This window comes from Arthrobacter sp. STN4 (assembly GCF_024539665.1).
Classification (GTDB): Bacteria; Actinomycetota; Actinomycetes; order Actinomycetales; family Micrococcaceae; genus Specibacter.
In genome coordinates this window covers 1-26,397 of record NZ_JAKZGX010000037.1, presented here as the reverse complement: position 1 = coordinate 26,397, position 26,397 = coordinate 1, and the positions used below count along the sequence as shown (strand labels likewise).

The 26,397-nt window shown below is 66.4% G+C and carries 22 protein-coding genes; 13 read left to right on the top strand and 9 right to left on the bottom strand.

Going from position 1 to position 26,397, the window contains the following annotated elements; translation table 11 throughout:
• Positions 1 to 953: 953 nt before the first annotated feature.
• The 3 genes from MMF96_RS18020 to MMF96_RS18010 form a co-directional block, all read right to left on the bottom strand.
• The gene (locus tag MMF96_RS18020; RefSeq protein WP_256884325.1) at positions 954 to 1,937 is read right to left on the bottom strand and encodes an aldo/keto reductase; all 984 of its coding nucleotides are present in this window, start codon (positions 1,935 to 1,937) and stop codon (positions 954 to 956) included.
• Complete coding sequence (locus MMF96_RS18015) at positions 1,938 to 2,345, bottom strand: cupin domain-containing protein (RefSeq protein WP_256884324.1); 408 nt, start codon at positions 2,343 to 2,345, stop codon at positions 1,938 to 1,940. It abuts the gene before it with no gap.
• Between the two features lie 108 nt (positions 2,346 to 2,453).
• Positions 2,454 to 3,365, bottom strand: coding sequence for a helix-turn-helix transcriptional regulator (locus MMF96_RS18010; protein WP_256884323.1), 912 nt, complete (start codon positions 3,363 to 3,365; stop codon positions 2,454 to 2,456).
• Positions 3,366 to 3,544: 179 nt separating this feature from the next.
• Between MMF96_RS18010 and MMF96_RS18005 the strand changes: the two genes are divergently transcribed.
• The 3 genes from MMF96_RS18005 to MMF96_RS17995 all read left to right on the top strand — a co-directional run bounded on the left by MMF96_RS18005 (position 3,545) and on the right by MMF96_RS17995 (position 6,538).
• A complete protein-coding gene (locus MMF96_RS18005; protein ID WP_176616636.1) occupies positions 3,545 to 4,564 on the top strand; it encodes a zinc-dependent alcohol dehydrogenase family protein in 1,020 nt (339 codons plus the stop codon).
• Between the two features lie 90 nt (positions 4,565 to 4,654).
• Positions 4,655 to 5,914, top strand: coding sequence for a multidrug effflux MFS transporter (locus MMF96_RS18000; protein WP_256884322.1), 1,260 nt, complete (start codon positions 4,655 to 4,657; stop codon positions 5,912 to 5,914).
• Between the two features lie 333 nt (positions 5,915 to 6,247).
• Positions 6,248 to 6,538, top strand: coding sequence for a hypothetical protein (locus MMF96_RS17995; RefSeq protein WP_256884321.1), 291 nt, complete (start codon positions 6,248 to 6,250; stop codon positions 6,536 to 6,538).
• A 1,035-nt stretch (positions 6,539 to 7,573) separates the two neighbouring features.
• Here the strand turns inward: MMF96_RS17995 and MMF96_RS17990 are convergent.
• The 4 genes from MMF96_RS17990 to MMF96_RS17975 form a co-directional block, all read right to left on the bottom strand.
• Positions 7,574 to 9,019 (bottom strand): MFS transporter, encoded by a 1,446-nt coding sequence (locus MMF96_RS17990; RefSeq protein ID WP_256884320.1) that lies wholly within the window; start codon positions 9,017 to 9,019, stop codon positions 7,574 to 7,576.
• Positions 9,020 to 9,078: 59 nt separating this feature from the next.
• Positions 9,079 to 9,327 (bottom strand): hypothetical protein, encoded by a 249-nt coding sequence (locus MMF96_RS17985; RefSeq protein WP_176616633.1) that lies wholly within the window; start codon positions 9,325 to 9,327, stop codon positions 9,079 to 9,081.
• Positions 9,328 to 9,561: 234 nt separating this feature from the next.
• Positions 9,562 to 10,488: an MBL fold metallo-hydrolase gene (locus tag MMF96_RS17980; RefSeq protein WP_256884319.1), complete on the bottom strand. Its 927-nt coding sequence runs from the start codon at positions 10,486 to 10,488 to the stop codon at positions 9,562 to 9,564.
• A 31-nt stretch (positions 10,489 to 10,519) separates the two neighbouring features.
• Positions 10,520 to 11,899: an aldehyde dehydrogenase family protein gene (locus tag MMF96_RS17975; RefSeq protein ID WP_256884318.1), complete on the bottom strand. Its 1,380-nt coding sequence runs from the start codon at positions 11,897 to 11,899 to the stop codon at positions 10,520 to 10,522.
• 157 nt (positions 11,900 to 12,056) lie between these two features.
• On the opposite strand from MMF96_RS17975, the gene MMF96_RS17970 reads away from it, so the two are divergent.
• From MMF96_RS17970 to MMF96_RS17955, 4 genes are all read left to right on the top strand, one after another.
• Positions 12,057 to 12,857 carry an SDR family oxidoreductase gene (locus tag MMF96_RS17970; protein ID WP_176616630.1) on the top strand — a complete coding sequence of 267 codons (801 nt, stop codon included), beginning with the start codon at positions 12,057 to 12,059 and terminating at the stop codon, positions 12,855 to 12,857.
• Between the two features lie 237 nt (positions 12,858 to 13,094).
• Positions 13,095 to 13,826 (top strand): IclR family transcriptional regulator, encoded by a 732-nt coding sequence (locus tag MMF96_RS17965; RefSeq protein WP_256884317.1) that lies wholly within the window; start codon positions 13,095 to 13,097, stop codon positions 13,824 to 13,826.
• A 159-nt stretch (positions 13,827 to 13,985) separates the two neighbouring features.
• Positions 13,986 to 14,951, top strand: coding sequence for a PDR/VanB family oxidoreductase (locus tag MMF96_RS17960; RefSeq protein ID WP_176616628.1), 966 nt, complete (start codon positions 13,986 to 13,988; stop codon positions 14,949 to 14,951).
• Between the two features lie 68 nt (positions 14,952 to 15,019).
• A complete protein-coding gene (locus tag MMF96_RS17955; RefSeq protein ID WP_176616627.1) occupies positions 15,020 to 16,219 on the top strand; it encodes a cytochrome P450 in 1,200 nt (399 codons plus the stop codon).
• Between the two features lie 427 nt (positions 16,220 to 16,646).
• Here the strand turns inward: MMF96_RS17955 and MMF96_RS17950 are convergent, their stop codons facing one another.
• Positions 16,647 to 17,435, bottom strand: coding sequence for an IclR family transcriptional regulator (locus MMF96_RS17950; protein ID WP_256884316.1), 789 nt, complete (start codon positions 17,433 to 17,435; stop codon positions 16,647 to 16,649).
• A gap of 154 nt (positions 17,436 to 17,589) precedes the next feature.
• On the opposite strand from MMF96_RS17950, the gene MMF96_RS17945 reads away from it, so the two are divergent.
• The 3 genes from MMF96_RS17945 to MMF96_RS17935 are packed head-to-tail and all read left to right on the top strand — an operon-like array spanning position 17,590 to position 20,113.
• Positions 17,590 to 18,291 carry a CoA transferase subunit A gene (locus MMF96_RS17945; RefSeq protein ID WP_176616668.1) on the top strand — a complete coding sequence of 234 codons (702 nt, stop codon included), beginning with the start codon at positions 17,590 to 17,592 and terminating at the stop codon, positions 18,289 to 18,291.
• 5 nt (positions 18,292 to 18,296) lie between these two features.
• On the top strand, positions 18,297 to 18,947 hold the full coding sequence (locus MMF96_RS17940) for a CoA transferase subunit B (protein WP_176616667.1): 651 nt from the start codon (positions 18,297 to 18,299) through the stop codon (positions 18,945 to 18,947).
• Positions 18,944 to 20,113 (top strand): acetyl-CoA C-acyltransferase, encoded by a 1,170-nt coding sequence (locus tag MMF96_RS17935; protein WP_256884315.1) that lies wholly within the window; start codon positions 18,944 to 18,946, stop codon positions 20,111 to 20,113. Before MMF96_RS17940 ends, MMF96_RS17935 begins: the two co-directional genes overlap by 4 nt.
• Positions 20,114 to 20,561: 448 nt before the next feature.
• Here MMF96_RS17935 and MMF96_RS17930 read toward each other — a convergent pair whose 3' ends face one another.
• Positions 20,562 to 22,205 carry a PucR family transcriptional regulator ligand-binding domain-containing protein gene (locus MMF96_RS17930; protein WP_256884314.1) on the bottom strand — a complete coding sequence of 548 codons (1,644 nt, stop codon included), beginning with the start codon at positions 22,203 to 22,205 and terminating at the stop codon, positions 20,562 to 20,564.
• Between the two features lie 123 nt (positions 22,206 to 22,328).
• Between MMF96_RS17930 and MMF96_RS17925 the strand changes: the two genes are divergently transcribed.
• The 3 genes from MMF96_RS17925 (at position 22,329) to MMF96_RS17915 (ending at position 26,126) form a co-directional block, all read left to right on the top strand.
• On the top strand, positions 22,329 to 23,816 hold the full coding sequence (locus tag MMF96_RS17925; RefSeq protein ID WP_256884313.1) for a CoA-acylating methylmalonate-semialdehyde dehydrogenase: 1,488 nt from the start codon (positions 22,329 to 22,331) through the stop codon (positions 23,814 to 23,816).
• A 49-nt stretch (positions 23,817 to 23,865) separates the two neighbouring features.
• Positions 23,866 to 25,254 carry an aspartate aminotransferase family protein gene (locus MMF96_RS17920; RefSeq protein ID WP_256884326.1) on the top strand — a complete coding sequence of 463 codons (1,389 nt, stop codon included), beginning with the start codon at positions 23,866 to 23,868 and terminating at the stop codon, positions 25,252 to 25,254.
• A 308-nt stretch (positions 25,255 to 25,562) separates the two neighbouring features.
• Positions 25,563 to 26,126, top strand: a complete 564-nt coding sequence (locus MMF96_RS17915; protein WP_176616621.1) for a dihydrofolate reductase family protein — start codon at positions 25,563 to 25,565, stop codon at positions 26,124 to 26,126.
• The last annotated feature ends 271 nt before the right edge of the window (positions 26,127 to 26,397 follow it).

Sequence of the window (26,397 nt, the reverse complement as noted above, 5' to 3'; positions counted from 1 at the left end):
AACTCATCCGGATGGCCGCGGCCAAGACCTACTCCCAAACCCACCACGCAGCATGATGATTTGACGAGCACTTTAGCTGAGGCACGCGGGAAGCATTTCGCGAGCATCTTGACATGAGGCACCACGGCCTGACCACATGCTTGGTGAGTGGGCCGCTGCGCCTGCTGGCAGTCCACGATTGACGTCACTGTGGATTGCTCCGACGGGCTGCCTTCATAGGACCATGCTTCCTCCCACAGGCCCGAATCCGGCGTGTTGACCGTGTCAACACCATTTCTGCCCGACTGGCCTGGACTACGTCGGACCAGGCCGGAGTCCGCATGTCTGCGCGGGTGCCCGGTGTCTGCCTGAAGGCTTTCCCGGGTGCGTGTCCCGCCTCGGGCAACACCCTTTTGCAGCTGCCTGGAAGGCTGGCCAGTCCTGATTTCGCGGTCGCTCCGTGGCTGCCCCTTCGCGGTTCCGGTACGTTTTTCCTACACCTCTTCATGGGGCTTTGGAGGCTATGCAACGTGAGCTGGCGGCACTGTTTGCTTTGTCATTTTTTGCGTGGGAGCTGCCCACTTGAAATTGTGGTTGCCGGACGGGTGGCCGGTGGTCGTTGCCGATTTGGCCTGTGTCCACCGGTCCGGATCCACTGAAGGCACTCGTGCCAACCGGCCTCGGGGCGACACCCCTCACCAAGGTGCCCACGGCTGTGCCAGTCGTCGGATTTGCCCTGCCCCAACGAGTCCCAGCAATGTCAGCGGATCGCGGCGGCGGCTCTGGCCGGCCGTTTGGTGGGTGGGGAGCATTCCTGCGTCGTGGACCCGTGTCATTCTGACGTTCGGCTGCCGCTCAACCCGAAGGGGGCTCCCCGGGGTGCCCCATCAGGCATGGCAGGATGGGACACCGACCAGCGGTGCCTGACCCTAACGGATGCGTTGGGCCGGGCCGGTGCGAGAACGCCTTTGGTCCTAACGTCCCACGAGGCCGAGGTGGTATTCGTTGTAGCGGGCGCCGGTCACACCAACACGGTCCGCCAGGGCGGAAAGACCGGCCTGTTCATCTGCCGAGAGGGCTACTGCGGTGGATCCGGCATTTTCCCCGATGCGGGATGTGCTCCGGGTGCCAGGGATGGGGACGATCCAGGGTTGCTGGGCAAGGAGCCAGGCCAGGGCGATCTGTGCGGGGGTCGCACACTTGGCCTGTGCGGTCGCTGCGACGTGCTCAACGAGTGCCCGGTTCGCGGCACGGTTTTCTTCGCTGAACCGCGGGATGGTGGTGCGTATATCGCCGCTGGCGAATTGCGTGCACTGGTCGAGCGTACCTGTCAGGAAGCCTTTGCCCAGGGGGCTGAACGGGACGAATCCGATGCCCAGCCCGGCGAGCGTCGGCAGGACCTCGGCTTCCGGTTCACGGGTCCACAGTGAATATTCGCTTTGCAGCGCCGTCACCGGGTGGACGGCGTGGGCGCGGCGGATGGTGTGGGCTGCTGCTTCGGAGAGCCCGAAGTGCCGCACCTTGCCTTCTGCGATGAGTTCGGAGACGGTGCCGGCAACGTCTTCGATCGGCACCTGGGGATCGACGCGGTGCTGGTAGAACAGGTCGATGGTGTCGGTGCGCAGACGCTGCAGCGAGGCATCTGCCACCCGCCGGATCTGTTCCGGACGGCTGTTCAGCCCGCCCTTGCCGCCTTCGATGTCAAAACCGAACTTGGTGGCGATGACGACCTGGTCGCGTACGGGTTCCAGAGCCTCGCCGACGAGCTCCTCGTTGGCATGGGGGCCGTAAACCTCGGCGGTGTCAAAGAACGTCACGCCGCGGTCGACGGCCGAGCGCAGGACGGCGACCATGTCCCCACGGGTGCCGGGGTTGGGTCCGTAGCCTTGCGACATGCCCATGCAGCCCAGCCCGATGGCGGACACCTCAAGTCCTTGTCCGAGGGTGCGGGTATGCAATTAGTGGGTGTCCTTCCGGTAGTCTTCGTCCGTGACATGCTCCAGCCAGTTGGTGGTGGTCGACGGGTCATCGGCGTTGTCCAGCAGCGCCAGGTGTTCCATGAAATCTTCAGGCGTGGCGCCGTGCCAGTGTTCCTCGCCCGGCGGCGTGTAGATCGTTTGGCCGGGGGTGGCGCGGATGACGTGTCCGTCGCGTGTGCCGATCAGCGCGACGCCTTCGGTGATGTGCAGGGTTTGGCCGAGCGCATGGGAGTGCCAGGCGGTGTGCGCCCCGGGAGTGAACCGTACTCGGGCGGCGACCATGCGCTGGCCCGGCTGGTGCGGGGCGGCGATGGCATCCACGTACACGTCGCCGGTGAATGTTTCCGCAGGGCCCTTGCCTGTCGCGGCCTTGGGGGTGATCTCCATCAGTGCATCTCCTCAAATTATTCGCTGTGCTGGTTGTGGCGCCCCGACGGCGGGCCGGCTTCCCTGGTGACGCGGACGACGTCGGCGAGGCTGGGGACCCTGTGCGTCTCACCGGGGCGGCGGGGCGCTCTGGGAATTTTCCTGTTCCGGCAGGCGGGCCGTGTTCCGGCCGTACTCGCTGGCGGCCCAGGAGGCGAGCAGTTGCAGCCGCTCGGCCGAGTCCGAGCCAGGCTCCGCGGCGTAGATGGTGATTGACAGGCCAGGTTCGGATTCCATCTCCATGCCCTCATAGGCGAGTGTCAGTTCGCCCACAATCGCGTGGTGGAAGGTCTTGAATCCGGTTCCGTGATGACGGACGTTGTGGGAGCCCCACAGGCGGCGGAACTCGGCGTTGCGGGTGGACAGTTCGCCGATGAGGTCATGGAGTTCCTTGTTGTGGGGGTCGCGCCCGGCTTCGGTGCGCAGGATCGCGACGGTGACCTCGGCGAACATGTCCCAATCCGGGTAGAACCCGCGGGCCCTCTCGTCGAGGAACGTGAATCGGGCGATGTTCGGCGGCTGCCCGGGCATGTCAAAGGAGTCTTTGTAGAACGCGCGGGCGAGGGTGTTGGTCGCGAGGATGTCCATGCGGCCGTTGCGCACGAACGCGGGCCCGGCGGTCACGGCGTCGAGCACCCATTGCAGGCTGGGGTGCGGCGTCCACCACTTCGGGTTCCGACGTCGCGGTGGCCGGGCCACGGGGCTGGCGGCGTGGGCGAGGTCGAACAGGTGGGCCCGCTCGGCGTCGTCCAGGCGCAGCGCCTTGGCAAGTGCGTCAAGGATCTGCGGGGAGGCACCGCTGATCGCGCCCCGCTCGAGCTTGGTGTAGTACTCCACGCTCACACCGGCCAGGGTTGCGACCTCGCTGCGGCGCAGCCCGGCGACCCGCCGGTTGGCTCCCTCGGGCAGGCCAACCTGTTCAGGGGTCACCCGGGCCCGGCGCGAGGTGAGGAACTCGCGTACTTCTGCCCTGTTGTTCATGCCTTCAACGGTAGGCGCTCAACCACGCATAAGGGAGTCCCTGCCGGTACCCCTATCAACCGGGTCTCCCACGCGCGTGAAAACGGCAGGAGCATGGAACGCAGGCCGGCGGTGTGATCACCCTGGCGGGTGGGCGCCGGACACCGGGCCCAGCGAAGTCACTTCTGAAGGAGACCATCATGCGTGGTGTTGTCATGCACGCCCCCGGGGACGTCCGGGTCGAAGACCGCCCCAACCCGACCATCCAAGAACCCACCGACGCGATCATTCGCATCACCGCCACGTGCGTTTGCGGTTCGGACCTGTGGCCGTACCGGGGTGCCGAACCCGTCGAGGACACGCCCATGGGCCACGAGTACATCGGCATCGTCGAGCAGACAGGTCAGGCCGTCACGGAGATCAAGGTCGGCGACTACGTCGTCGGATCCTTCGTCGCTTCCGACAACACCTGCGAGATCTGCCGGGCCGGCTACCAATCCAGGTGCATCCACCAGGTCATGATGGGCGCCGTCGGAACCCAGGCCGAGTACGCCCGCATCCCGCTCGCCGACGGCACACTCGTCAAGGTTCCCGGGGAACCCACCGAGGCACAGGCGCGCAGCCTGCTCGCCGCCTCCGATGTGCTCGGCACCGGCTGGTTCGCCGCAGTCGCCGCCGAGGCCGGACCGGGCAAGACCGTCGCCGTTGTCGGCGACGGCGCCGTGGGGCTCCTCGGAATCCTCGCCGCAAGGCGCCTCGGCGCCGAGAAGGTCATCGCCATGTCCCGCCACGCCGACCGGCAGGCCCTGGCCCGGACGTTTGGCGCCACCGACATCGTGGAAGAGCGCGGAGACGAAGGCATCGCGAAGATCAAGGAACTCACGAACGGCTACGGCGCACACTCGACCATAGAGGCCGTCGGCACCCAGGAAGCCATGGAGCAGGCCATCGGCGCGACCAGGCCCGGCGGACACGTCGGATTCGTCGGCGTCTCCCACGACGTCGACCTGAAAGGCCAGGAGCTGTTCTTCTCCAGCGTCCACCTGCACGGCGGCCCCGCCCCGGTGCGCCGGTTCCTGCCAGAGCTGGTCGACCTGATCATGACCGGCCAAATCAACCCCGGTGAGGTGTTCGACCTCACGCTGCCCCTCGAGGAGGCGGCCGAGGGCTACCGGGCCATGGACCAGCGCCGCGCCACCAAGGTCCTCCTCACCCTCTGAACCACAGCAGGCAGCACCGGCCCCCGGACGACCTCCCGGGGGACAGTGCCGCCGTCGTCATCTCCCGCGTTCCCACGAAAGACCCCATACATGACAGACAACGACACCGCCCGCAGGGTCGGAACCGCCCTTGGCACATTGCTGATGCTGCTGACAGTGTTCGGCCCCATCTCCATGGACCTTTACCTGCCGGTCCTTCCCGCCCTGACAACTGAGCTAGGTGCGACAATGTCGGCGGCACAGTTCACCCTCACCGCCTGCCTGGTCGGCCTGGCCGTCGGACAGGTCATCGCCGGCCCACTCTCGGACCGGTTCGGACGCCGGACGCCCCTGACCATCGGAATCCTCGCCTACATCGGCGCTTCTGCCCTGTGCGCGGTCAGCCCAGGCATCACGTCCCTGGTCATCGCCCGACTCGTGCAGGGCCTCGCCGGAGCCGTGGGCATCGTCATCGCCCAGGCCGCGGGCCGCGACGTCTACGAAGGGAACGCACTCATCCGCTTCTACGGGCGCCTGACCGTCCTCGGCGGTCTCGCCGCGATCGTCGGTCCCGTCCTCGGCGGCCAGCTCGCCCGCATCACCGACTGGCGCGGCACCTTCCTCTTCCTCGCCGCCATCGGCGCACTCCTGCTCATCGCCTCCCTGATCATCTTCGGCGAAACCCTCCCCGCGAACCAGCGAACCAGCGGCGGCATGGCCCAGACAGGCCGCGATTTCCGCAGGCTGTGCTCCGACCCGCTGTTCGTAGGCAGCGTACTCATCGGGGGCCTGACGTACGCGGCCCTGTTCGCCTACCTGTCCGGCGCGAGCTACATCCTCCAGGGCACCTACGGGCTCTCACCCCAGGCCTACTCGATCGCTTTCGGAGCAAACTCCGCCGGTTTCATGGTCTTCGGGTACATAGGCGGCCGCACCGCCGAACGCTGGTCCGAACGCGGCACCCTCATCGCCGGCGCCACCATGAGCGGCCTTGGCGCCCTGGGACTGCTGGCCACCGGCCTGCTCGCCCTGTCCCTGCCGGCAATGCTCATCTCGTTGTTCGTTCTCGCCTCCGGAGTAGCTCTCGCCTCACCCCCGACAACGTCCCTCGCCCTGGCCGACTACCCCGCGCTGGCCGGCACCGCGTCCTCCCTGCTCGGATGCGCGCGCTTCGGCCTCGGCGGCATCGCCGCCCCACTTGTCGGGCTCGGTGGCGAGGACGCCGTCCTCCCACTCGGCATTGTCACCGTCGTCTCCATCGTGCTCGCGGTTCTTGCCCACCTTATCCTCGTCGGGCGCCCACCAAAGCGCGAAGCGCGAGAGCCAGCGCGCCCGTCAATCGACTCCGCCGGTGTCGGCACCCATCCCTGACGGGAATGACAGCCAAGTGGACACGCGTCATGCGTGTGGGTGGGGCTCGTGAGGACAGCCATGCCTTGGGGCCGCACCATCATGGACCCGGAACCGGGCTTTTCGATCGACATCCATGCTGCGCAGCGACGCCCGGTTTGGCCGAGTGGCTGCACCTGCCCGCTTCCTGGCCCCGTGCCGTTGACGGTGCATCGGGGTCCTCTGCCGGCCGCCAACTGTGCAGGGGGCCAGTGCGGAGAGCGAGGTTCTATTTGCTTCGTGTGGGCAACGTTCCCCCAACGACCAGTACTCGATGTTTTCGCCGGCGGCACGGGCGGCGGCGGAGGCGGCTGAGTGAAATTCGGGAACACTGATGTCTGGCATGCCGGGGACCATCAGCAACGGGCGCTCCAAAGGCAGCTGCGCGATGGGAGACGCCTGCGTATAACGCTTTGGCGCATCAGTGACCGGGGCGAGGACAATACCGGCCTCGGCAAGGGCAGCCGACTGAAGTGCCAACTGGCCGCCGGCCGAATGGCCGACTCAAACCACAGGGCCGCTGGCACTCAATTGTTGCCGTACATCCTGGACGATGTAGACGGCAGCGAGAACATCGGCAAGACCGCCAGCCCTTTTGCCGGTTGATGTTGCGGAGCCTACATTTCAACAAATTGATGCTCCGGCTTTCCATATACGACGTTTTCATGGTCAGGAAATTTCAACTCGACACCGCCCCGATAGAGACAGTCACAGCCATTCCTTTCACGGTTGGGCGCATACAAGTCTTATTTGGCCTCGCGTGCGGGAGTTTGCCGGTGTCTTCAGAAGGGGACAACCCGAGGTGAATACCACGCCTAATTGCTCTTGTTCTTGCCATGCCAGCGGGAAAGCCCATTGCTGCGAACTTCCGGTTTACGCGCCCGGGTCCCACATTCCAGCACTCTGCCGTACTCACTCAGGGAAATCTTGCTGCCGAAGAGGATGCACGGCCGTGCTGGCAGATCCCAAGTTCGATGATGCCGTCAGCCGTGTGGCCCTCGAGTAGCCCGATTAAGGTCCGGGAGCCTGCTGGTCCGCTCATTCTGGGATGGGACAGCGACCTTGTTGTACTTGACCGCGGCCTAGCCAAAATCCAACGCACGAAGCACCTTCTTCAGCCCCTTTTAGGGGCAGGAAGCGGGTTGTTCCGATTGGGGACGTGCGGCAGGGGATCGCCCATTTGATAGGCCAAGGCGCATGGCCTCGATTCTTGACACCTTCTGGGCGGCACCAACCTCGGTGCTCCGTGGCAGACCGTCTCTGGTGAAAGTAAGCCGGTACCTGTAGGAGCGGTGTTTGAGACCCGGGGCAAGCGCATCCATCCGCTGCTTGGGCCCCGTGGTCATCGAGGTGGAAAGCACCGCTTCGGCAGCGGTTGCCGGCCACGATTCGGGCACGTCGGAAAAGTCGAGAACCGCACTATTCAGGCATCACTGCACGGGCGTCGATGCCGCTTCCAGCCCGTCCGGCTGGCATTGGGGTATGCCATTATGAACGGGCTTCGCTTAGGGTATTTCAGGTGCTCGAAGCGACCCTCCCGTCGGGTTCGATTCAGTGTCTTAAACGTCAGAGAACGAGACGGGGGCCGGTACCGGGACAATCAGCCGTTCCGATACCGGCCTCCACCGGGGGGAGCTGGGGCTAGGCCCTCGTGGTGACCTGCACAGGGGCGGGTTCAACGCCTGTGGCCGGGATGGAAACACTGGGTGCGGCGGAAGGCGGAGCGGGGGCAACTGCTGTGTCGAGACCAAGCCTGCGGCGGTCGCGCTGCTGGTTGACGAACACCAGGGCCAAGACACCGAACGTAAGCATCAGACCGCCGGCGAGGGCGAACGCCGCACGGTATCCCTCCGCCGGGGTGGCGGCTCCTCCGATGAGAAAACCCGAGATTGCCGGTGCAAACACGCCGCCGGTGGTCAGGACGGCGTTGGCGATGGAGAGGTTGGCACCGCGCTGGCTGACTGTGGTCAGTTCTGCCACCACGAGGTACGTGATGGCGAAGAGCGCCGGTGCCGTGCCGAAACCGATGACCATGAGGGCGATGGACAAGACGGGGGAGGTGGTCAGGGTGGCGCCCACCAGGCAGGCCCCCGCGATCAAGCCCGCACCGCCCAGGACCCATCCGCGGGCCTTACGGGTGGGAATGCCTTTAAGGTGCAAGAGCTGCGTCAGTGCGCTCAGACCCACGGTGGCGATGGTGCCCCAAGCTGCGGGCAGTGCGATCATGGTTCCGGCCTGCTGGCCGCTGAACCCCAGGACGTTCTGGAAGTACGCCGGTCCCCAGGACATGGCCAGGGTGAAGGTCCAGTAACCGAAGAAGGACGCCAGCACGGCGAAGATCCAGCTGGGGGAGAGCATGGTGCGCCAGTAGCGGATCTTGGTTTCGACCAATACGGGGGCATCCTCGAGTGCGATGCCGTCAATTTCCTGCTCGGCCTTGCGGCTGGTGTAGGGGCCTTCCTTACCTACGATGAACCAGAAGAGGGTCCAGACAAGGCCCACGATGGCAAGCAGCGCGAACGCAGTCTGCCAGCCGAACTGCCCGATCACCCAGGCCAGGACCGGGGCGAACGCCACGATGCCCAGCGTCACGCCGGAGGACGCCAGCGCGGCCGGGGTCGCGCCCTTCTTCTCGGGGAACCACTTGTAGATACCGTGCATAAGCACCGGCGCCAGTGGACCCTCGCCGGCGCCCAGCAGCAGTCGGCTGGTCCAGAGGGCGGGCAGCGATGCGAACAGCAGGATCGGGGCCTGCGCCAGAGACCACAGCAGGCACAACGCCAGCAGTATCCACTTGGTTGACACCTTGTTCGCCAGCGGTGCAGCCGCGATCTGCGCCACGCCGAAGGTCAGGAACATGGCGCTGCCCACAAGGCCGAACTGCTCCGGCGTGATGCCGAGCTGTTTCATGATCGGCACCGCGGCGATGCCCAGGACGGCCTTGTCCGCCCAGTTGAGCATCATCAGGAAGAGCAAGGTGAACGTGATGTACCAGCCGTAACGGTTGCGCTTGGCCCGGGGCCAGGTCCGGGGATCGCGGGATTTCACGGAGCGCGATGCCACGTCCAGAAGGGGAGTTGCAGACACGGTATGCCCAATCGTTGAAGAGGGAGCCTTTGCAGGTTTGCAGCGGCGTTTCCTTGACTCTAGGGTCGTGTGATGGGGCTTACATTGAAGCTTTCCGTTGGGTGGAAAGCCGCTTTCAGCGGTGACGCACGTACACCCGTGACGGACGCGTCGGCGGGGGAGGCGATGTGCATCGAGCGGCGGGTGACCGCGGCAGGGACCAGGTCTCGGACGGCGGAAAACACGGCAAGGAACCCGACCTGAATGAGGATCCCGTACCCGATGGTCGCCCAATCCACGGCGAAGGTGGCCACGGAGGCGGCGGACATCGCCAGGAACGTCCTGGGATGATCCTCCGTTCGGACGGGCCATGCTGATTGAGAGGGCCCGCGCTGACGTCGCCTGGAGTTTCCAGATACGTATGTCCGCCGCGATGCCTGCGGCGAGCACGGCAAGCCAGGACATGTTCTCCGTCGTCGTTCCCGAAGCAGGTGGTCCGGTGGTGAGCCAAGGCGGAGCCAGGGGCTGTACTCGACAGAGGGTGGCGGGCGGGTTGGGATTCCTTAGAGCGGGGCCAGAACGGGGCTGCCGATGGTGAACCGTTGCCCGCTCACTGCCACGTCCACGGGGCCGTCGAAGCTGGAGGCGGCACGGCTGCGCCACCATTCGGGCTCGGCCCGGCCGGCCAGGTGTGAAAGCACGAGGCGTCCCACGCCGGCGGCTGTGGCAACGCGCCCGGCGCCCTCGGGCGGGGTGTGCGCGATCCGCTGGTGGTTCAGGAATTCCGGGGAGAAGCCCTTGCCCGCGTAGAAGTCCAGGTTCACGGCTTCGTGCACCAGGACATCCGCGCTGGTGGCGAGCACGGCCAAGGTATCACATTCGGCGGTGTCGCCGGAGTAAACCACCGAACCGGCGTCCGTATCGAAGCGGAACGCCAGTGCGGGACGGACGGGAGGGTGCTCCACCAGGATGCCGGTAACCTTGACCCGGTCATCTTCGTAGACGTCGAACGGGCGAGCCGCCTCCGGCGCGCCGTGCCGTGGCGTGATGAGGTCGACGGTTCGCAGCAGGGAGGCCAGTTCCGGGCGTGCCTCGTCGTGGACGCGGATGTCGATGTCATACGAGAACGCCTTCAGCGAATGCGAGACCAGTTCGCTGGTGCTTGAAAGCCTCGCGCCGCCGTCGCGGGTGTGATCCTTGCCTGGGCCCACCACGGATACAGGTCCGGTGAAGCCCTCCACCGGGTTGCCCCAATTCCACAGCAGGAATCCGGGCAGCTCCACCACGTGGTCCGAGTGCAGGTGGGTGACGAAACCGGCCACGAAATCCTTGCCGCGCAGTCCCGCTTCGTGGGCGGCGCGGGAACAGCCCAGTCCGAAGTCCACCATGTAGAAGGCGTCGCCCACCACGAGGGCGCTGGACATACCGTTTTCCGGTCCGCGGATGGCCGGTCCGGCGGCGGTGCCAAGGGTGATCAGTTCGACGCTCACGATGAAGTCCTTCTGCAGGTTTGGTGCGGGATCAGGAATGGGGGCGGGCATTAATGACGCGGGTCTCCAGGTATTCCTCCAGCCCCCAGTGGCCGCGTTCGCGCCCGACGCCGGAGGCCTTCCAACCGCCAAACGGGGCATCCGGTTCCACCAGCGTGTGCTGGTTGATCCACACCGTTCCGGCCTCAATCCGGGAGGCGGTGGCGTAAGCGCGCTCCTGGTCCGGGCTCCACACGGACGCGCCGAGGCCGAATTTCCCGGCGTTCAGCCCCGCGATGGTGGCATCGAGATCGTCGTAGGCAACAATCGGCAGCGCGGCCCCGAACTGTTCCTGCTCCACCAGCCCCATCCCCGGCTCGGCATCGATCACTACGGTGGGGGAGAGGAAGTAGCCGGGCAGGTCGCAGCCTGGATTGCCGCCGGTGATGATGCGGGCGCCACCGCCGACGGCGGAGTCCACCAGGCCGTGGACCAGTTTGAGCTGCGATTCATTGTGCATGGGCCCCATGGTGGTAGCTTCCGCGAGGCCATGGCCCAAGACGTGGCGGGATGCCTCGCTGGCGATGGCCTCGGCGAGTTCCCTGCTGCGGCTGCGCGGGACGTAGACGCGCTTGACCGCCATGCAGACCTGGCCGGCATTGCGGAACGCGCTGCCCACGATCCCGCGGGCCGTGACCGCGATGTCCGCGTCGTCCAGCACGATGGCTGGATCGTTGCCGCCGAGTTCCATAGTAACGCGCTTGACCGTGGCGGCTGCCTGCTGCGCAATGGATATCCCGACATCGGTGGAGCCGGTGAACGAGATCTTCCGGATTCCAGGGGAGAGGCCCAAGGCAACGTTGACCGTGCGCCGCGAGCTGGTCCGGGTCTGCAGCACGCCGGCCGGAAGGACCTCGTTGAGCAGGTTGACCAATGCGATGGTGGACAGCGGCGTGGACGGTGAGGGCTTGGCGATCACGGTGCAGCCCGCCACCAGTGCCGGAGCCAGCTTCACACAAAGCAGTGAGATGGGAAAGTTCCAGGGCGTGATGGTGCCCACTACACCCACCGGCCGGTATTGCACCTCCAAGGCGCGGTCGGCGCGCGGCGCCAGCGGTTCCACCTCATCCCACGCCAGGCCAGCGTAGTGCTCAAAGAGCCCCGCGGCCACAGTGAACTCGCCCGCGGCCTCGGCCTTGGGCTTGCCTTGTTCCCGGGAGAGCAGGGTGGCCAGGGAGTCCAGATCGCGGCGGACCAGGGCGGCGGCCATGCGGAGGGCGGCGCGGCGTGCTTCGCGGTCCATGGCCCATCCGGGTGCGGCGGCGCGGGCGGTTGCGACCGCCAGCTCAACATCCTGCTCGGTGTTCTCAGGGGCCCGGCCTACAACCTCGAGCGTCGCCGGATCCAGTACCTCGTAGTGGGCTGCCGTCATCGTCCATCCTTTCGGCGCGGAGGGGAATTCTTATCCCAGTGTCATGGCAGCCGTCACACCCCGGTAGACGTTTTCCATCCAACGGAAAGTTGACCCGGATGTGGCAGAAGGCTTGCCACCATGGAGTGAAGCACATCATGCACAACGAGGAGCGCCCATGACCCAAGAGCAACTGCCTATCGTCCTGACCGGGGTTTCATCCGGCATTGGTGCCCGCACAGCGCAGATCCTGGCCGAACGCGGAGTGCCGCTCATCGGCATTGACCGCAACGCACCCGCGGCGTTCAGCGGCACCTTCGTACAGGCGGACCTGTCCAGCCAGGACGGCATCGACGCGGCCGCGGCCGCCGTCGCAGCGGCCGCACCGCACGGCATTGCCGGTTTGGCCAACATCGCCGGTGTCCCGGGCACGGCACCATGGCGTGTGGTGCTTTCCGTCAACGTCTGCGGCGTCCGCGGTCTGGTCCGGGCACTGGCCCCGCTCCTGGGAGAGGGCTCCGCCGTCGTGAACCTGGCGTCCAACGTGGCCGTGCAGTGGCGCACTGTCAAGGCCCGCTGCGCCGCGTTCGCACTCGCCGAGGACCAGGCTGCCGCGCTGGACGCGCTAGCAGGCGATGCCGAAATCACCGGGGAGTCCTACCTCTTCTCCAAGCACTGCGTCCGGTTCCTCACCGAGCACCTGGCCGCCGAACTGCTGCCCAAACGCATCCGCGTGAACAGCGTCAGCCCTGGACCGGTGGCCACTCCCATCCTCGAGGACTTCAAGAAGGACCACGGCCGGGACAAGGTTGAATGTGCCGGTGCGCTGCTGGGCCGCTTCGGGGACCCGGACGACATCGCCCCCGTCATTGACTTCCTGCTTCGCCCCGAGTCCCGCTGGATCAACGGATCCGACATCCGGGTCGACGGTGGCCTCGCAGCCTACCGCGGCTCAGCCCTCACGTCGGCCACCACATAGCTTCATGACGCACGATGCCGGGACCTCACCTTTCGTCAATGAGCAGGTCCCGGCATCGGGCATTAAAATGACAGGAGACGGCGGCCGCCGTTGGTATTCGGTTCCGGGGCAGGAGGATGGTGCTGCATGGCCAACGCTGCGCCCAATGGACGAGAGCCCAGGACGCCCGGCAACGCTGCCGTGCCCGTAGGGGTCAAAAAGGGCGACAGTGTTGCCGCTGACCGGCAGGCGGCCAGCGTGACATCACGCGCACTGGCACTGCTGGGCACCTTTGACGTCGAGCACTCCGTCCAGACCCTCAGTGCCATGGCGCGCCGCGCCGGCCTGCCGGTGGCCACGGCGCATCGTTTTGCGGGCGACCTTGTTGCCTGGGGTGGGCTGGAAAAGGTCCCCGGCGGGTACCGGGTGGGCCAGCGCATCTGGCGCCTTGGCCTGCTGGCCCCTGCACGGCAAAACATCGCCGAAGTGGCGGCCCCATTCATGCAGGACGTGCTCTTCGTCACCCACAACGTGGTCAACCTTTTCATTTTGGACGGGACGGACGTGCTGCTGGTGGAGCGGATGTCCGGCACTGGTGCGGGCCAGCCTTTCAGAAGGGTGGGCGCACGCCTGCCGCTCCACGCCAGTGCCGCAGGCAAGATCATGCTGGCCTACGGGGCAAAGGAGCTTTTGGCCTCCGCCGCCCAGCGCCTTGATCCGCATACGCCCCGGACCATCACCAACCCGACCGTGTTGGCGGCCGAAGTCGAGCGGGTCCGGACCAACAGATACGCCACCACGGAGGAAGAAGCAGGCCCGGACAACTATGGCCTGGCCGTCCCGGTGTTTCTGCCCAACAACCAGTTGGTCGCGGCGCTGGGCATCGTCACCCGCGGCCGGCCCGCACCGGTCGGGACCGTAGTTCCCGTGCTCAACATTGCCGCCCGCGGCATCGCGCGCAGGCTCGGTGTCGAGCACCTGCCTCAGTAGCCTTCGTTTGGGCGGACTTTTCAAGTTTTCCATTGGACAGAAAGCGTCCCGTCTGATGTGTTGTGGAACACCTAACCTGAGGTAAGTCCTTATTCTGGCTTGACCGCCGGCCGCGGCCTGTGCGGCATGCGAGCTTTTCCAAAGGAAGTGAAGACCTTCATGACTGCACCTGCAGGAACCACCATCGACGCCGTCGTCGACCATGTGGACGTCGTGGCGGACCAGGTGGTCTCCCTTGTCCTGCGGCGGGTGGACGGCCGGCCGTTCCAGCCTTGGCAGCCTGGAGCGCACATCGACGTCCATGTGGGCGACGGACTGGTGCGCCAATACTCGCTGTGCTCCTCGCCCGAGGAGCTGGACCATCTGCGGATCGGTGTACTCCATGTGCCCGATTCCCGCGGTGGTTCAAAGGCCGTGCACGCGCTGTTGGCCGGCTTCCAGCTTGCCATCTCGGAGCCGCGCAACAACTTCCCACTGCGCGAGTCCCGCCGCTACCTATTCCTCGCCGGAGGCATCGGGATCACCCCGCTGATGCCGATGATCGAGGCAGCCGAGCGTGCCGGGAAGGAATGGACGCTGATCTACGGAGGCCGCAGCCGGGGCACCATGGCGTTCGCCCGGCAGTTGGAAGACCGGTACGGGACGGACCGCATACGCATCTTTGCCGAGGACGAGGTCGGGCGACTGGACCTTGACTCGATCCTCGGCATGCCGCGGGCGCACATGCTGGTTTATGCCTGTGGTCCCGGTGGCCTGCTGAACGCCGTGGAGGAGCGCTGCATGGGCTGGCCTCCCGGTGTCCTGCACACTGAGCGCTTCGTGGCGTCCACGCTGGGTGCCGCTGCGGCCAATGCTCCGTTCGAAGTGGAGCTTGCACGCACCGGGAGCACGATTGCTGTGCCGAACGACAAAACCATCCTCGAGGCCGTCGAAGGGATTGGCGTGCGCGTCCTCTCCTCCTGCCGCGGAGGACTGTGCGGTACCTGCGAAACCCGGATCATCTCCGGGGAACCGGAGCACCGTGACGCGGTGCTGACGGAGGAAGACCGGGAAGCCGGTGGGATCATGCTGGTCTGCGTCTCGCGCGCGGCTGCCGGCTGCCCCCGACTTGTCCTGGATCTCTAGCCCAGCTTTCCGACCGTGACCTTTTCGGCCGTCCGCCACGGCCACGCCATCCAACCAGGAGCACTGCAATGACCGCCACCACGCATGAAGCCAACGTCCTGGGCGACGACCCCTTCGCTACCGAAAACCTGCTCGACCCGTACCCTTTCCTTGGCCGGCTCCGAGAGGCAGGTGCCGTCTCCTACTTGGAGAGCACAGGGAGTTACGCGGTGGCGGGATACGAGGAGGTGTACGAGGTCCTCACTGATTTCGAAACCTACATTTCCTCTGGCGGCCTCGGCCCGCGCGACATCCGGAAGGACTCGGGGTGGCGACCGCCCAGCATCCTCGAATCGGACCCGCCCATCCACACCGTTATGCGCCGCGCGCTGACCGGCGTGATCAACCCCGGCACCGTACGTGCCCTCCGGCAGCCGTTCACGCCGCCGGCCGTCGAACTGGCGGAGCAGCTGGCGCGCCGGGACCGCTTCGACGCGGTTACTGACCTCGCCGAGAAATACCCCCTCCGTGTCTTCCCGGATGCGGTGGGGATTTCCGACGGCGGCCGCGAACACCTCCTGCCCTACGGCAACATGGTGTTCAACGCCTTTGGCCCGGAGAACTATATATTCAAGCAGGCGTTCGCCCAGGAGGACGAGCACGCCGCCGCGGTGATGCGGAACTGCCAGCGGGAGAATCTGGACGACACTGGTTTCGGGGCGCAGATCTGGGACCGCGTCAACGAAGGCATCATCACAGAGCAGCAGGCCACTTTGCTGGTCCGGGCGCTGCTCTCCGCCGGAGTGGACACCACCATCTTCGGCATCGGCAACACGCTTTCGGTGCTGGTCCGACACCCCCAAGCCTGGGCCAGGCTGCGGGAGAACCCCAAGCTGGCAAAATTCGCCGTGGACGAGTCGCTGCGCCTGGAGTCGCCGTTCCAGAAGTTCCACCGGACTGTTGCCGTGGACACAGTGTTGGGCGGCGTGCACCTCCCGGCCGGCGCGAAGGTGTTGGTATTCCTCGGCGCCGCGAACCGGGACCCGCGCAAGTGGGGCGACAATGCCGACGAGTTCGATCTGGACCGCAATGCCTCCGGTCACGTGGCCTTCGGGATGGGCCTGCACCAGTGCGTGGGGCAGCCCATCGCCCGTCTCGAAATGGAGATCATCCTGCAGCAGCTGGCCGAGCGGGTGGCCGCGATCGAGCCAGACGGTGCTCCCGTGCCCATCCTGCACAACGTTCTCCGTGGCTTCGAATCCTTGCCGGTGCGCATCACCGGGGCATAGCTGCAGCAACTGCGGCACTAGTGTCGCGTTTTGCGTCGTTGCCGCGCGCACGGCAATGATGTCATTGGAGCCAGCGCTAGGGTTGGATGCGGTTGACGAAGCGACCGGGCAGCACTTTCCACCCTTACACATGCGAAAGGATCCCGGTGACCACGCCGTCAGGCACTCTCGCGCAACCGGTTCTCGTCCCGGGTGCTCACCGGAGGCACCGAGCGTGGCGGCCGATTCACCCGGACCACCGAATGTACTTTTCTGGGTGGAACCCGCTCGCCCGCAGCCTTCCTGGCCCGCGGCCTTCCTGGCCGGCGGGCTCTGGCAGGTTGCCTCCGCGATCGAGTCCACTTCCGAGCCCTCGCACAAGGGGTAAATCCGGCCGGCTGCCTAGGCAACCGTCGGGGTGCTCGGGGCGTCCACTGCGGGTTCCTTGTCAGGGTGTGGGCGCGTTTGATTCGTTGCGAAGTTGTTTGGTGAGTTCGTGGGCATGGTGCATGAGCAGCGTTCCCATTTCCTGGCGGCGTTCGGGCGTGAAGCGTGATTCGATGCCGGTGAGGCTTAGTGCCCAGGCCGGCTGGCCCGCGGAGTCGAAGACTGCTGCTGCCATGCCCCAGCTGCCTTCCACGATGAGTCCGGGGTTCAGTGCCCAGCCGCGTTCGCGGGTTTCGGCGATGCGGTGCCGCAGCGGGGCCTGCCCGTGGGCGTTGCCGTGTGTGGCGTCCAGGTCGTGGTTTTCCAGGTATCGTTCGATGCTTTTTTCGGGCAGGAAGGACAGTATGGCCAGTCCGGCCGATGCCACGCCCAGGGGGAATCTTTTGCCCTCGTAGAGCACGAAGGAACGGATGGGGAAGGCGCCGTCCAGGCGCAGCAGGCACACCGTTTCATCTCCGCGCCGGACCGAAAGGAAGGCGCTTTCGCCGGTGGCGTTGGCCAGGGCGGCGACATGGCCGCGCGCAAGGTCGGTAATATCGTAGCGTTCCGCGGCCACGGTGCCCATGAGGTACAGTTCCGGGCCGAGCATCCAGAGCCCGGTGGCGTGGTCGTGGTCGCAGAAGCCTTCGTTTGTCAGGGCCGCAAGGAGGCGGTGGACGGTGGGGCGGGCCAGCCCGGTGGCCCGTGCCGCGTCGGTGGTGGTGATGCCCCGGGGCATTGCTGTGCTGACCGTGCGCAGGACGGCGGCCATTCTGCCAACCATCTGCGCACCGGGAAACGAAGTGTTCATGTTCATATTATGGACGATTATGGTGATCCGGGTCATCATCCGAGCAATCAAGCTTCATCATCAATGTTTCGTTGACCTGGAATCGGCGGAATGGTTACCGTCGGGATCAGGAACGGCTGATTTCATATTGTGAACGGGAAAGGACGGAATTGTGGTGACAAAAGTGTTGGCAGATGCCGCGGGGGCACTGGCTGAGTGTGTGCGTGACGGCATGACAGTGGCCGTCGGCGGCTTCGGCCTGAGCGGGATCCCGAGCCGGCTGATCACGGCGCTGCGCGACTCCGGCGCGAAAAACCTGACGATCGTGTCGAACAACATGGGAGTGGACGGCAAGGGGTTGGGCCTGTTGCTGGAGAACCGGCAGGTCTCCAAGGTGATGGCCTCCTATGTGGGTGAGAACAAGCTTTTTGCGCAGCAGTTTTTGAACCATGAGCTTGAGGTTGAGTTCGTTCCGCAGGGCACGCTGGCTGAACGGTTGCGGGCCGGCGGGGCCGGGATCCCGGCCTTTTACACGCCGACGGGTGTGGGGACCCCGGTGGCTGAGGGGAAGCCGGTCATGGACTTCGACGGACGTCCCGCGATTTTGGAGCGCGGCATCGTGGCAGACATTTCGCTGGTGCGCGCCCATGAGGCCGATCCGGAGGGGAACCTCCGCTACCGGATGACGGCCCGGAACTTCAACCCGTTGGCCGCCGCGGCGGGCCGGATTACCTTCGCCGAGGCTGAAATCATCCATGAGGGTTTCCTGGATCCCTCCCTTGTGGAAACCCCCGGCATCTTCGTGAAGCACGTGGTGGCGACGGACGGCACCAAGGACATCGAACAGCGGACCGTGCGCGTCCGTCAGGAGGCATGAGGACCATGTGGACACGTGATGAAATGGCGGCCATTGGCGCCAGCGAACTACAAGACGGCCAGTACGTCAACCTGGGCATCGGCATCCCGACGCTGGTGGCCAACAACCTGCCCGACGGCGTGCGCGTCACCCTGCAAAGCGAAAACGGGCTACTGGGCATGGGGCCGTTCCCCTACGACGGGGAGGAAGACGCGGATTTGATCAACGCGGGCAAGCAGACCGTCACCCTGCTGCCCGGGGGCAGCTACTTCGACTCCGCCACCTCCTTCGGCATGATCCGGGGCGGTCACGTTGCCACGGCCATCCTCGGCGCCCTGCAGGTCGCGGCCAACGGGGACCTGGCCAACTGGACCATTCCCGGGAAACTGGTCAAGGGCATGGGAGGCGCCATGGACCTGGTCGCCGGGTCCCCTCGCGTCATCGTCATCACCGACCATGTGGCCAAGGACGGCACCCCGAAAATCGTCGAACACTGCAACCTGCCGCTGACCGGTGTCGGCGTGGTGGACCGGATCATCACCGACCGGGCCGTGTTCGACGTCGTTGACTCCGCCCTGGTTCTGCGCGCCGTGGCGCCGGGCGTCACCATCGAATCCCTGGTCGATTCCACCGGGGCCGCCTTCAGCATTGGCTTAGAGGAAGAGGAAGCAGCATGAACGCATTGATCGCCGGGTACGCCCGCACCCCGTTTGCCCGGTTCAACGGGGCACTGGCCACCGTTTCCGCCACGGCCTTGGGAGCCCACGCCGCAGCTGCCGCGCTTGGCCGGGCCGGGATCGACGCCGGGGAGGTGCAGCGGGTCTTTGCCGGGCACGTCCTGCAAGCAGGTGCCGGGCAGAACCCTGCCCGCCAGTCCGCCGTGGGCGCCGGGATCGGCTTCCACGTCCCGGCCCTGACGTTGAACGCCGTCTGCCTTTCGGGCACCGAAGCCGTGGTCGCCGGTGCCCGCATGATTGCCGCCGGCGAGGCCGACGTCGTCGTGGCCGTCGGACAGGAGTCCATGTCCCAGGCCCCCCACGTGCAGCGCGCCCGGGCCGGGACGAAGTACGGTGCCATCGAGATGCTCGACACCCTGGAGTTCGACGGGCTCACCGACGCGTTCGAGGCCCGCTCCATGGGGTCCTCGACGGAGGAAGGCAACACCGAGCTGGGCATCGGGCGGGCGGAGCAGGACGCGTTTTCCGCCCGCTCGCACCAGCTCGCCGCGGCGGCAGCGGACTTCCACGCCGCGGAGATCGCACCGTTCACCATCACCTCCCGACGCGGGGACACCGTCTTCTCGGCGGACGACGGCGTGCGCGCCGAGACCACGGTGGAGTCCCTGGGCAGGCTGCGCCCGGCCTTTAGCCGGGACGGCACCATCACGGCGGGCAACGCCTCCCAGATCACCGACGGTGCTGCCGCCCTGGTGCTGGTCAGCAAGGCGGCCGCCCAGAGGTTGGGGGTCACGCCGCTCGCCGAGATTGTTTCCCACGCGCTGGTCGCCGGCCCGGACGTGCGCTTGCACGAGCAGCCGGCCAATGCGATCCTCGCCGCCCTGGATGGCACCGGCCTGGCAGCGGCGGATTTGAGAGCCGTGGAAATCAACGAAGCCTTCGCGGCCGTGGGCGTGCGCTCAACAGCCAAGCTCGGCATCGACCCGGGAATCGTCAACACCAAAGGCGGAGCCATCGCCCTCGGACACCCCATCGGAGCCTCAGGTGCGCGGATCGTCGGCACGCTCGCCCGCCAACTGGCCGAACTCGGCACCGGAGCCGTGGGCGCCGCCGGCATCTGCGGTGGCGGAGGCCAGGGCAGTGCCGTCATCCTGCGGGCACTCTGAGCAAACAGCCGTAACGCCCGCACGACTGTGAAGGCACGACGCAGGCCTGGGTCCCTCCCCGGCGTCCGGGCCTGCCCGGCCATCCGATCCAGACCGGCCATGTCATGAGATGCCGCCGGTCATTTCCGGATGAGACTCGAAGTGGTGAACGACTGGCCGTGTTGACAGTGCCACCACGCTGTCGTGAACACATTTTCCTCCGGACTGGCCCGGGCCGGGGCCAGTCCGGGCCGGGTTCCATATGGTTCGGCGGGAGGCCAGTGTCTGTCCAAGGGTTGCCCGGGTTTGAGCCTCGCTTGTGGCACATCGGGCACAGTGTTACAGATGGCCGGCGCACTTCGAGCATTTAGTTGGTGTGTGCGCAGCCTACGCGCCATGGACAGCGGACCAGGCGGGTATCCAGCGCAGGTTTAGCGGTAGCTCATTCGCCATGGGTCCATGAGGCCATCTACGCCGAACCGCCCCTGAGGCGGTGCAGCAGCAGGGCCACGTGGAGGGAGGTGCGGGATTCGGCGTCGTCCAGGTCCACGGCGAGCAGTTCTTCCAGCTTGGCGAGGCGGGCGTACAGGGTGGGCCGGCTGAGGTATCCCCGGCGCGCCAGGGCGGCCTTGTTGCCGCCGGATTCAAGGTAGTGGCCGAGCAGGTCCAGGAGCCCGCCCTGTCCCTGTGCCTCGGCGTCAAGGATGCCGGCGAGTTCGGATTCGGCGAACTGCTGGACGCGCGGGTCATTGCGCAGGAGCGCCAACAGCCCGCGGAGCCGAACGTCCGTGGCGTAGTAGTAGGGGCGCCCGGGGCCGCGCAGCGTTGCTGCTGTTTCGGCCACGTGTGAGGCTTCCTCGATCCCCGCTGCGGCCTCCAGAAGCGTTGCCCGTACGCGCCCGACACCGATTCTCCAGCGAGGGGTTCCCCCGCCGGCGTGGGCAGTCAGCGTGTCTGCCAACCGTTGCAAGGTGGCGTCCTGAAGTTGCTTGGCCGGCAGGGCCAGGACCATGCCGACCGAGCCGGATTGGATGCTTGCTGTCAGGGCGCTTCCGGAGATGGATTTCAGGGTCCGCGCCAGCAGGTCGAGCAGTTCCCGCTCTTCCTGCTGGCGCGCGAGCGGATTGCCGGCGTCGGCCGTGGTCCCGCGGCCGGCGCCCAGGGGCTGGATGGTGCGGAAGACTGCCGGCAGGTAGAACGGGGCGCGTTTAAGGCCGAGGGATCCGGCGCGTGCCAGGGCGTCGGCTTCGCTGAGGCCGCGCGGGTTGCGCAGGATGTTGAGCAGGCCTGCCTGGGCCTGGTGGGCGAGTTCACTGTGGTCGCGTTCAGCCAGGCGGTTGATCGCGAGGGTCTGGGCGGCCCGTTCCAGGACCGTGGCGGTGAAGTCGTCATCTCCTGCGGCGGACGGTGCCACGAGCCGGCCCCAGAGCTGGGTGCGCACGCCGACAGGGACCTGCAGCCAGCCTTCGGGGCCGGTGCGGGCTGTGCGGGCGGGGCTGGGCGTGGTGCGGGAGCGCCGTTCCCAGTCGCCCAGCAGTTCCGTGGTGGCCAGGGGGTTGGCGGCGTAGGCGATCACCAGGTGTTGGAGGTCTTCGAGGACGACCGGCGCGCCGATCATTGCCGCGGCCTGTTCGACCACTTGCTGGGTGTCGGCGCTTTCCAGGCTTAGCAGGGTAAAGGCCTCGTGGACGTCACGGGCCCTTTCGACCTGTTCAAGCTGTTCGGCGACGATCCTGCGGTGCACGGTTTCGGTGATCTCCACGAAGCGCACGCGGTGCTTGAGCGTGATCACGGGCAGTGGTGAGTGCCCGGCTGCCGAGCGCAGGGCCGCAAGGCTGCGCTCGCGCGGGCCGGCCAGCTCCACGATGAGCCCCGCCGCACCTGCCCTTTCAAGGGAGCGGATGTATGACGCCGCCCGGGCGGGTTCCTTTTCCAGCTCCAGTCCGGTGGTCAGGACCAGCTCGCCGCCCGACAGCAGGTCGGTGATGTCCAGCAGTTCGCTGACGTGGACCCAGCGCACCGCCGTGTCCAGGGAGGCGGGCCCACCCAGGAGGGTGGGGCCGGCGTCGTGCACGATGGGGAGGGCGAGGATGGAGCGGAGCGTGGGCAGCATTTACATAGTGTAAATCTGATCACCGTCTTGTTTACAGTTTGCCAATTACGGCCCGGCGGCCCGGCGGACAGACTGGGATCAATCGTTCCACCAACCACAGTTCCACCAACCACAGGAGAAGCATTGAACACCATCGGGCACTGGATCAACGGCAGCTACGCTACGGGTGGGCCGCGCACCGCCCCGGTCACCAACCCGGCCACGGGCAAGGTCACCGCCGAGGTTGCCCTGGCGGGCGTGGAGGACGGCAACGCTGCCGTCGCCGCGGCCAAGGCTGCCTTCCCGGCCTGGCGGGACACGTCCCTGACGCGCCGCACCCAGATCCTGTTCGCCTTCCGGGAACTGCTGAACGCCCGCAAGGGTGAGCTGGCCGCCATCATCACCTCCGAGCACGGCAAGGTCCTCGACGACGCCCTCGGCGAGGTCAGCCGGGGCCAGGAAGTCGTCGAGTTCGCCTGCGGCATGCCGCACCTGGTCAAGGGCAGCTACACCGAGAACGCCTCCACCAAGGTGGACATCCATTCCGTCCGCCAGGCCCTGGGCCCGGTGGCGATCATCAGCCCGTTCAACTTCCCGGCCATGGTGCCCATGTGGTTCTTCCCCCTGGCCATCGCGGCAGGCAACACCGTGGTCCTCAAGCCAAGCGAGAAGGTCCCCACCGCCGCGAACTGGATGGCTGAACTGTGGAAGGAAGCCGGGCTGCCCGACGGCGTTTTCAACGTCCTGCAGGGGGACAAGGTGGCCGTGGACACCCTCCTGACGCACCCTGACGTGAAGGCCGTTTCCTTCGTCGGCTCCACTCCCATTGCCAAATACGTCTACGAAACGGCAACCGCCCACGGCAAGCGCGTCCAGGCCCTGGGAGGGGCAAAGAACCACATGATCGTCCTGCCCGACGCCGACCTGGACCTCGCCGCCGACGCCGCCATCAACGCCGGCTTCGGCTCGGCAGGGGAGCGGTGCATGGCCATCTCGGCACTGCTCGCCGTCGGCGGGATCGCCGATGAACTGGTCGCCAAGATCGCCGACCGCGCCAGGGCCCTGCGCACCGGCGACGGGCTGCGCGGCTGCGACATGGGCCCGCTGGTCACGTCGGCACACCGGGACAAGGTCGCCGGCTTTGTTGATGCCGGCGAGGAGTCCGGTGCCACGCTCGTCGTTGACGGGCGCACGATCGATGCGGATGCCGAAGGTGACGGCTTCTTCGTCGGCCCGACCCTGTTCGACCATGTCACCACGGACATGTCCATCTATCAGGAGGAAATCTTCGGCCCGGTCCTCTCCGTCCTGCGCGTCAATAGTTTCGACGAGGCCCTTGCCACCATCAACGCCAACCCCTATGGCAACGGCACCGCCCTGTTCACCAACGACGGCGGGGCCGCCCGGCGTTTCCAGAACGAAGTCGAAGTGGGCATGGTGGGCATCAATGTTCCCGTGCCCGTCCCCATGGCCTACTACTCCTTCGGCGGCTGGAAGAACTCGCTCTTCGGGGACACCCACGCCCACGGCAGCGAAGGCGTGGCCTTCTTCACCCGCGGCAAGGCCGTCACCACTCGCTGGGTGGACCCCAGCCACGGCGGTATCAACCTCGGCTTCCCGCAGAACGCCTGAGCGGCATCCCTTGCGGACAATTACAACGAAGGAAACAGCCATGACTTCCATGATTGACAACGCGACCCTTCCCTACGCGTTCGACGGCGCTCCCGCCATCGACGCTGCCGCCGCCCGTCGGGCCTACGACCTCGACCGCATACACGTCTTCCACTCCTGGTCCGCCCAGGACCTGCTGGACCCCATGGTCATCTCCGCCGCCCGGGGCTCCTACGTGTGGGACGGGGACGGCAAAAAGTACCTCGACTTCTCCTCCCAGCTGGTCAACACGAACATCGGACACCAGCACCCGGCCGTCGTGGCCGCGATCGCCGCCCAGGCCGCCAAGCTGTGCACCATCGCCCCGGGGTACGTCAATGAGGCCCGGTCGGAGGCGGCCCGCCTCATCACCGGGCGCACCCCGGGGGAACTGAACAAGATCTTCTTCACCAACGGCGGAGCCGACGCGAATGAGCACGCCGTGCGCATGGCCCGCCTGCACACCGGCCGGACCAAGGTCCTCTCGGCCTACCGCTCCTACCACGGCGGCACCCAGCTGGCCGTCAACATCACCGGTGACCCGCGGCGGTGGGCCAACGATACCGCCAGCACCGGCACGGTCCACTTCTTCCCGCCGTATCTTTACCGGACCAGCTTCCACTCCACTACCGGGCAGGAAGAAAGCCAGCGGGCCCTGGAGCACCTCGAACAGCTCATCTGCTTCGAAGGACCCGAAACAATCGCGGCCCTGGTGCTGGAATCCATCCCGGGCACGGCCGGCATCTATGTCCCGCCCGCCGGGTACATGCAGGGGGTGCGGGAGCTGTGCACGAAGCACGGAATCGTCTTCATCGCCGATGAAGTCATGACCGGATTCGGCCGCACCGGCAAGTGGTTCGCCGTCGAGCACTTTGACGTCATCCCCGACCTGATGACGTTCGCCAAGGGCGTCAACTCCGGCTACGTGCCATTGGGGGGCGTAGCCATTGGCCCGGACATCGCGGCCACCTTCGGCAAACGTGTCTACCCGGGCGGTCTGACCTACTCCGGACACCCCCTCGCCACCGCCGCGGCCGTCGCCACCATCAACGCCATGGAATCTGAAGGCATGGTGGAGCATGCCGCGACCCTGGGATCCGACGTCATTGGCCCTGCCCTGCACGGATTCGCCGAACGGCACAAATGCGTAGGCGAAGTCCGCGGCATGGGTGTCTTTTGGGCGATCGAACTGGTCAAGGACCGCCAAACGCGCGAACCGCTGGCGCCGTACGGCTCCTCCAGCCCCGAAATGAACCAGCTCATCACCGCCTGCAAGTCCCGCGGGCTCCTGCCCTTCGCCAACTTCAACCGGATCCACGTGGTCCCGCCCTGCAACACCGGCGTCGCGGAGGCCACGGCAGGCCTGGCGATCCTCGATGAGGTCCTCGACATCGCCGACGGGTTTACCGCAAACCCTTGACCGGCCACGGCGGGTACCAAGGCGGCCTTGGGGCGTCACAACAGGGCCGGGGATGGCGGTCACTGACCGCACCTCGGATTCCCCGGATCGGACCCGATCATCGGCTGCTTCGACCGGCTGCGGCCTGGGACGGCGTCGTCAGTGCCTTTGCCGAAGCCGCCCGATCGCTGGGGAACCGTTCACGTCGAGTCGCTGCACCGCTGCAGCGTGCCGGCGCTGCTTCAGCGGCCTTCAGCGTGTGCAGGCCGGTGGTTCTTCCGCATCGTGCGGGTCTGTACGCCCGTGCCTACCCGCGCGATGATGGGGCCATGCGGAAACTTTGCTTTGGCATGAACGTGAGCCTGGACGGCTACATCGATGCACCCGGCGGCGGCCTTGGCTGGAGTGTGCCGAGCGAAGAGCTGTTCCAGTGGTGGTCCGACCGGGTCGGCGCGACGGGCCTGGCGCTGTACGGGCGAAGGCTGTGGGAGGCGATGGGCTCCCACTGGCCGACGGCGGACCAGCAGCCGGGGGCCACGGCGGCGGAGATCGTTTTTGCCCGCCGTTGGCGGGACATGCCGAAGGTCGTGTTCTCGTCGACTGCCAGGGCGGTTGATTGGAACACGCGCCTGGTCACCGGCGACGCGGTCGCGGAGATCACGCGGCTCAAGGCCGGGGACGGCGTCCCCATGGACATCGGCGGTGCAACCCTGGCAGCGGCGGCCATGCGGGCCGGGCTGATCGACGAGTACGTGCTGGCCACCGCACCGGTCCTGGTGGGAGGCGGCACGCCCTTTTTTACGGCCCTGGACAACTGGGTCAACCTGCACCTGGTGGAAACCCGGACCTTTTCCGGCGGTGTGGTGCTGACCAGGTATGAAACCAGGCGCTGAGTTCCACCCGCCGTACTTGGCCCCTGTGAGCCCCAGGGTCCACTGACGGTATCGGGCTGTAACAAAGCCCTACCGGATCTATTGGGGGACGATCCGGTAGGGCTTCTGAGTTGATAGTACACCGCCATCTGCAACTGCGCAGGTGGTCGACGAGACTCATGAAAAGTGCTCGCGTAATGGGGTGCGTGCCTCATTTGGGAAGTGCTCGCGAAATCTCTGGTGCATGTTCGGGTGCTTTGGTGTGCTGGAGGGATGGGCTACAGGGTGTCGT

Coding starts and splice junctions, on each gene's coding strand:
- MMF96_RS18015 (WP_256884324.1), bottom strand. CDS start 2,345: ATGGAGATCACCCCCAAGGCCGCGACAGGCAAGGGCCCTGCGGAAACA.
- MMF96_RS18010 (WP_256884323.1), bottom strand. CDS start 3,365: ATGAACAACAGGGCAGAAGTACGCGAGTTCCTCACCTCGCGCCGGGCC.
- MMF96_RS18005 (WP_176616636.1), top strand. CDS start 3,545: ATGCGTGGTGTTGTCATGCACGCCCCCGGGGACGTCCGGGTCGAAGAC.
- MMF96_RS18000 (WP_256884322.1), top strand. CDS start 4,655: ATGACAGACAACGACACCGCCCGCAGGGTCGGAACCGCCCTTGGCACA.
- MMF96_RS17985 (WP_176616633.1), bottom strand. CDS start 9,327: ATGTCCGCCGCCTCCGTGGCCACCTTCGCCGTGGATTGGGCGACCATC.
- MMF96_RS17975 (WP_256884318.1), bottom strand. CDS start 11,899: ATGACGGCAGCCCACTACGAGGTACTGGATCCGGCGACGCTCGAGGTT.
- MMF96_RS17970 (WP_176616630.1), top strand. CDS start 12,057: ATGACCCAAGAGCAACTGCCTATCGTCCTGACCGGGGTTTCATCCGGC.
- MMF96_RS17960 (WP_176616628.1), top strand. CDS start 13,986: ATGACTGCACCTGCAGGAACCACCATCGACGCCGTCGTCGACCATGTG.
- MMF96_RS17955 (WP_176616627.1), top strand. CDS start 15,020: ATGACCGCCACCACGCATGAAGCCAACGTCCTGGGCGACGACCCCTTC.
- MMF96_RS17950 (WP_256884316.1), bottom strand. CDS start 17,435: ATGAACACTTCGTTTCCCGGTGCGCAGATGGTTGGCAGAATGGCCGCC.
- MMF96_RS17940 (WP_176616667.1), top strand. CDS start 18,297: ATGTGGACACGTGATGAAATGGCGGCCATTGGCGCCAGCGAACTACAA.
- MMF96_RS17935 (WP_256884315.1), top strand. CDS start 18,944: ATGAACGCATTGATCGCCGGGTACGCCCGCACCCCGTTTGCCCGGTTC.
- MMF96_RS17930 (WP_256884314.1), bottom strand. CDS start 22,205: ATGCTGCCCACGCTCCGCTCCATCCTCGCCCTCCCCATCGTGCACGAC.
- MMF96_RS17920 (WP_256884326.1), top strand. CDS start 23,866: ATGATTGACAACGCGACCCTTCCCTACGCGTTCGACGGCGCTCCCGCC.
- MMF96_RS17915 (WP_176616621.1), top strand. CDS start 25,563: ATGCGGAAACTTTGCTTTGGCATGAACGTGAGCCTGGACGGCTACATC.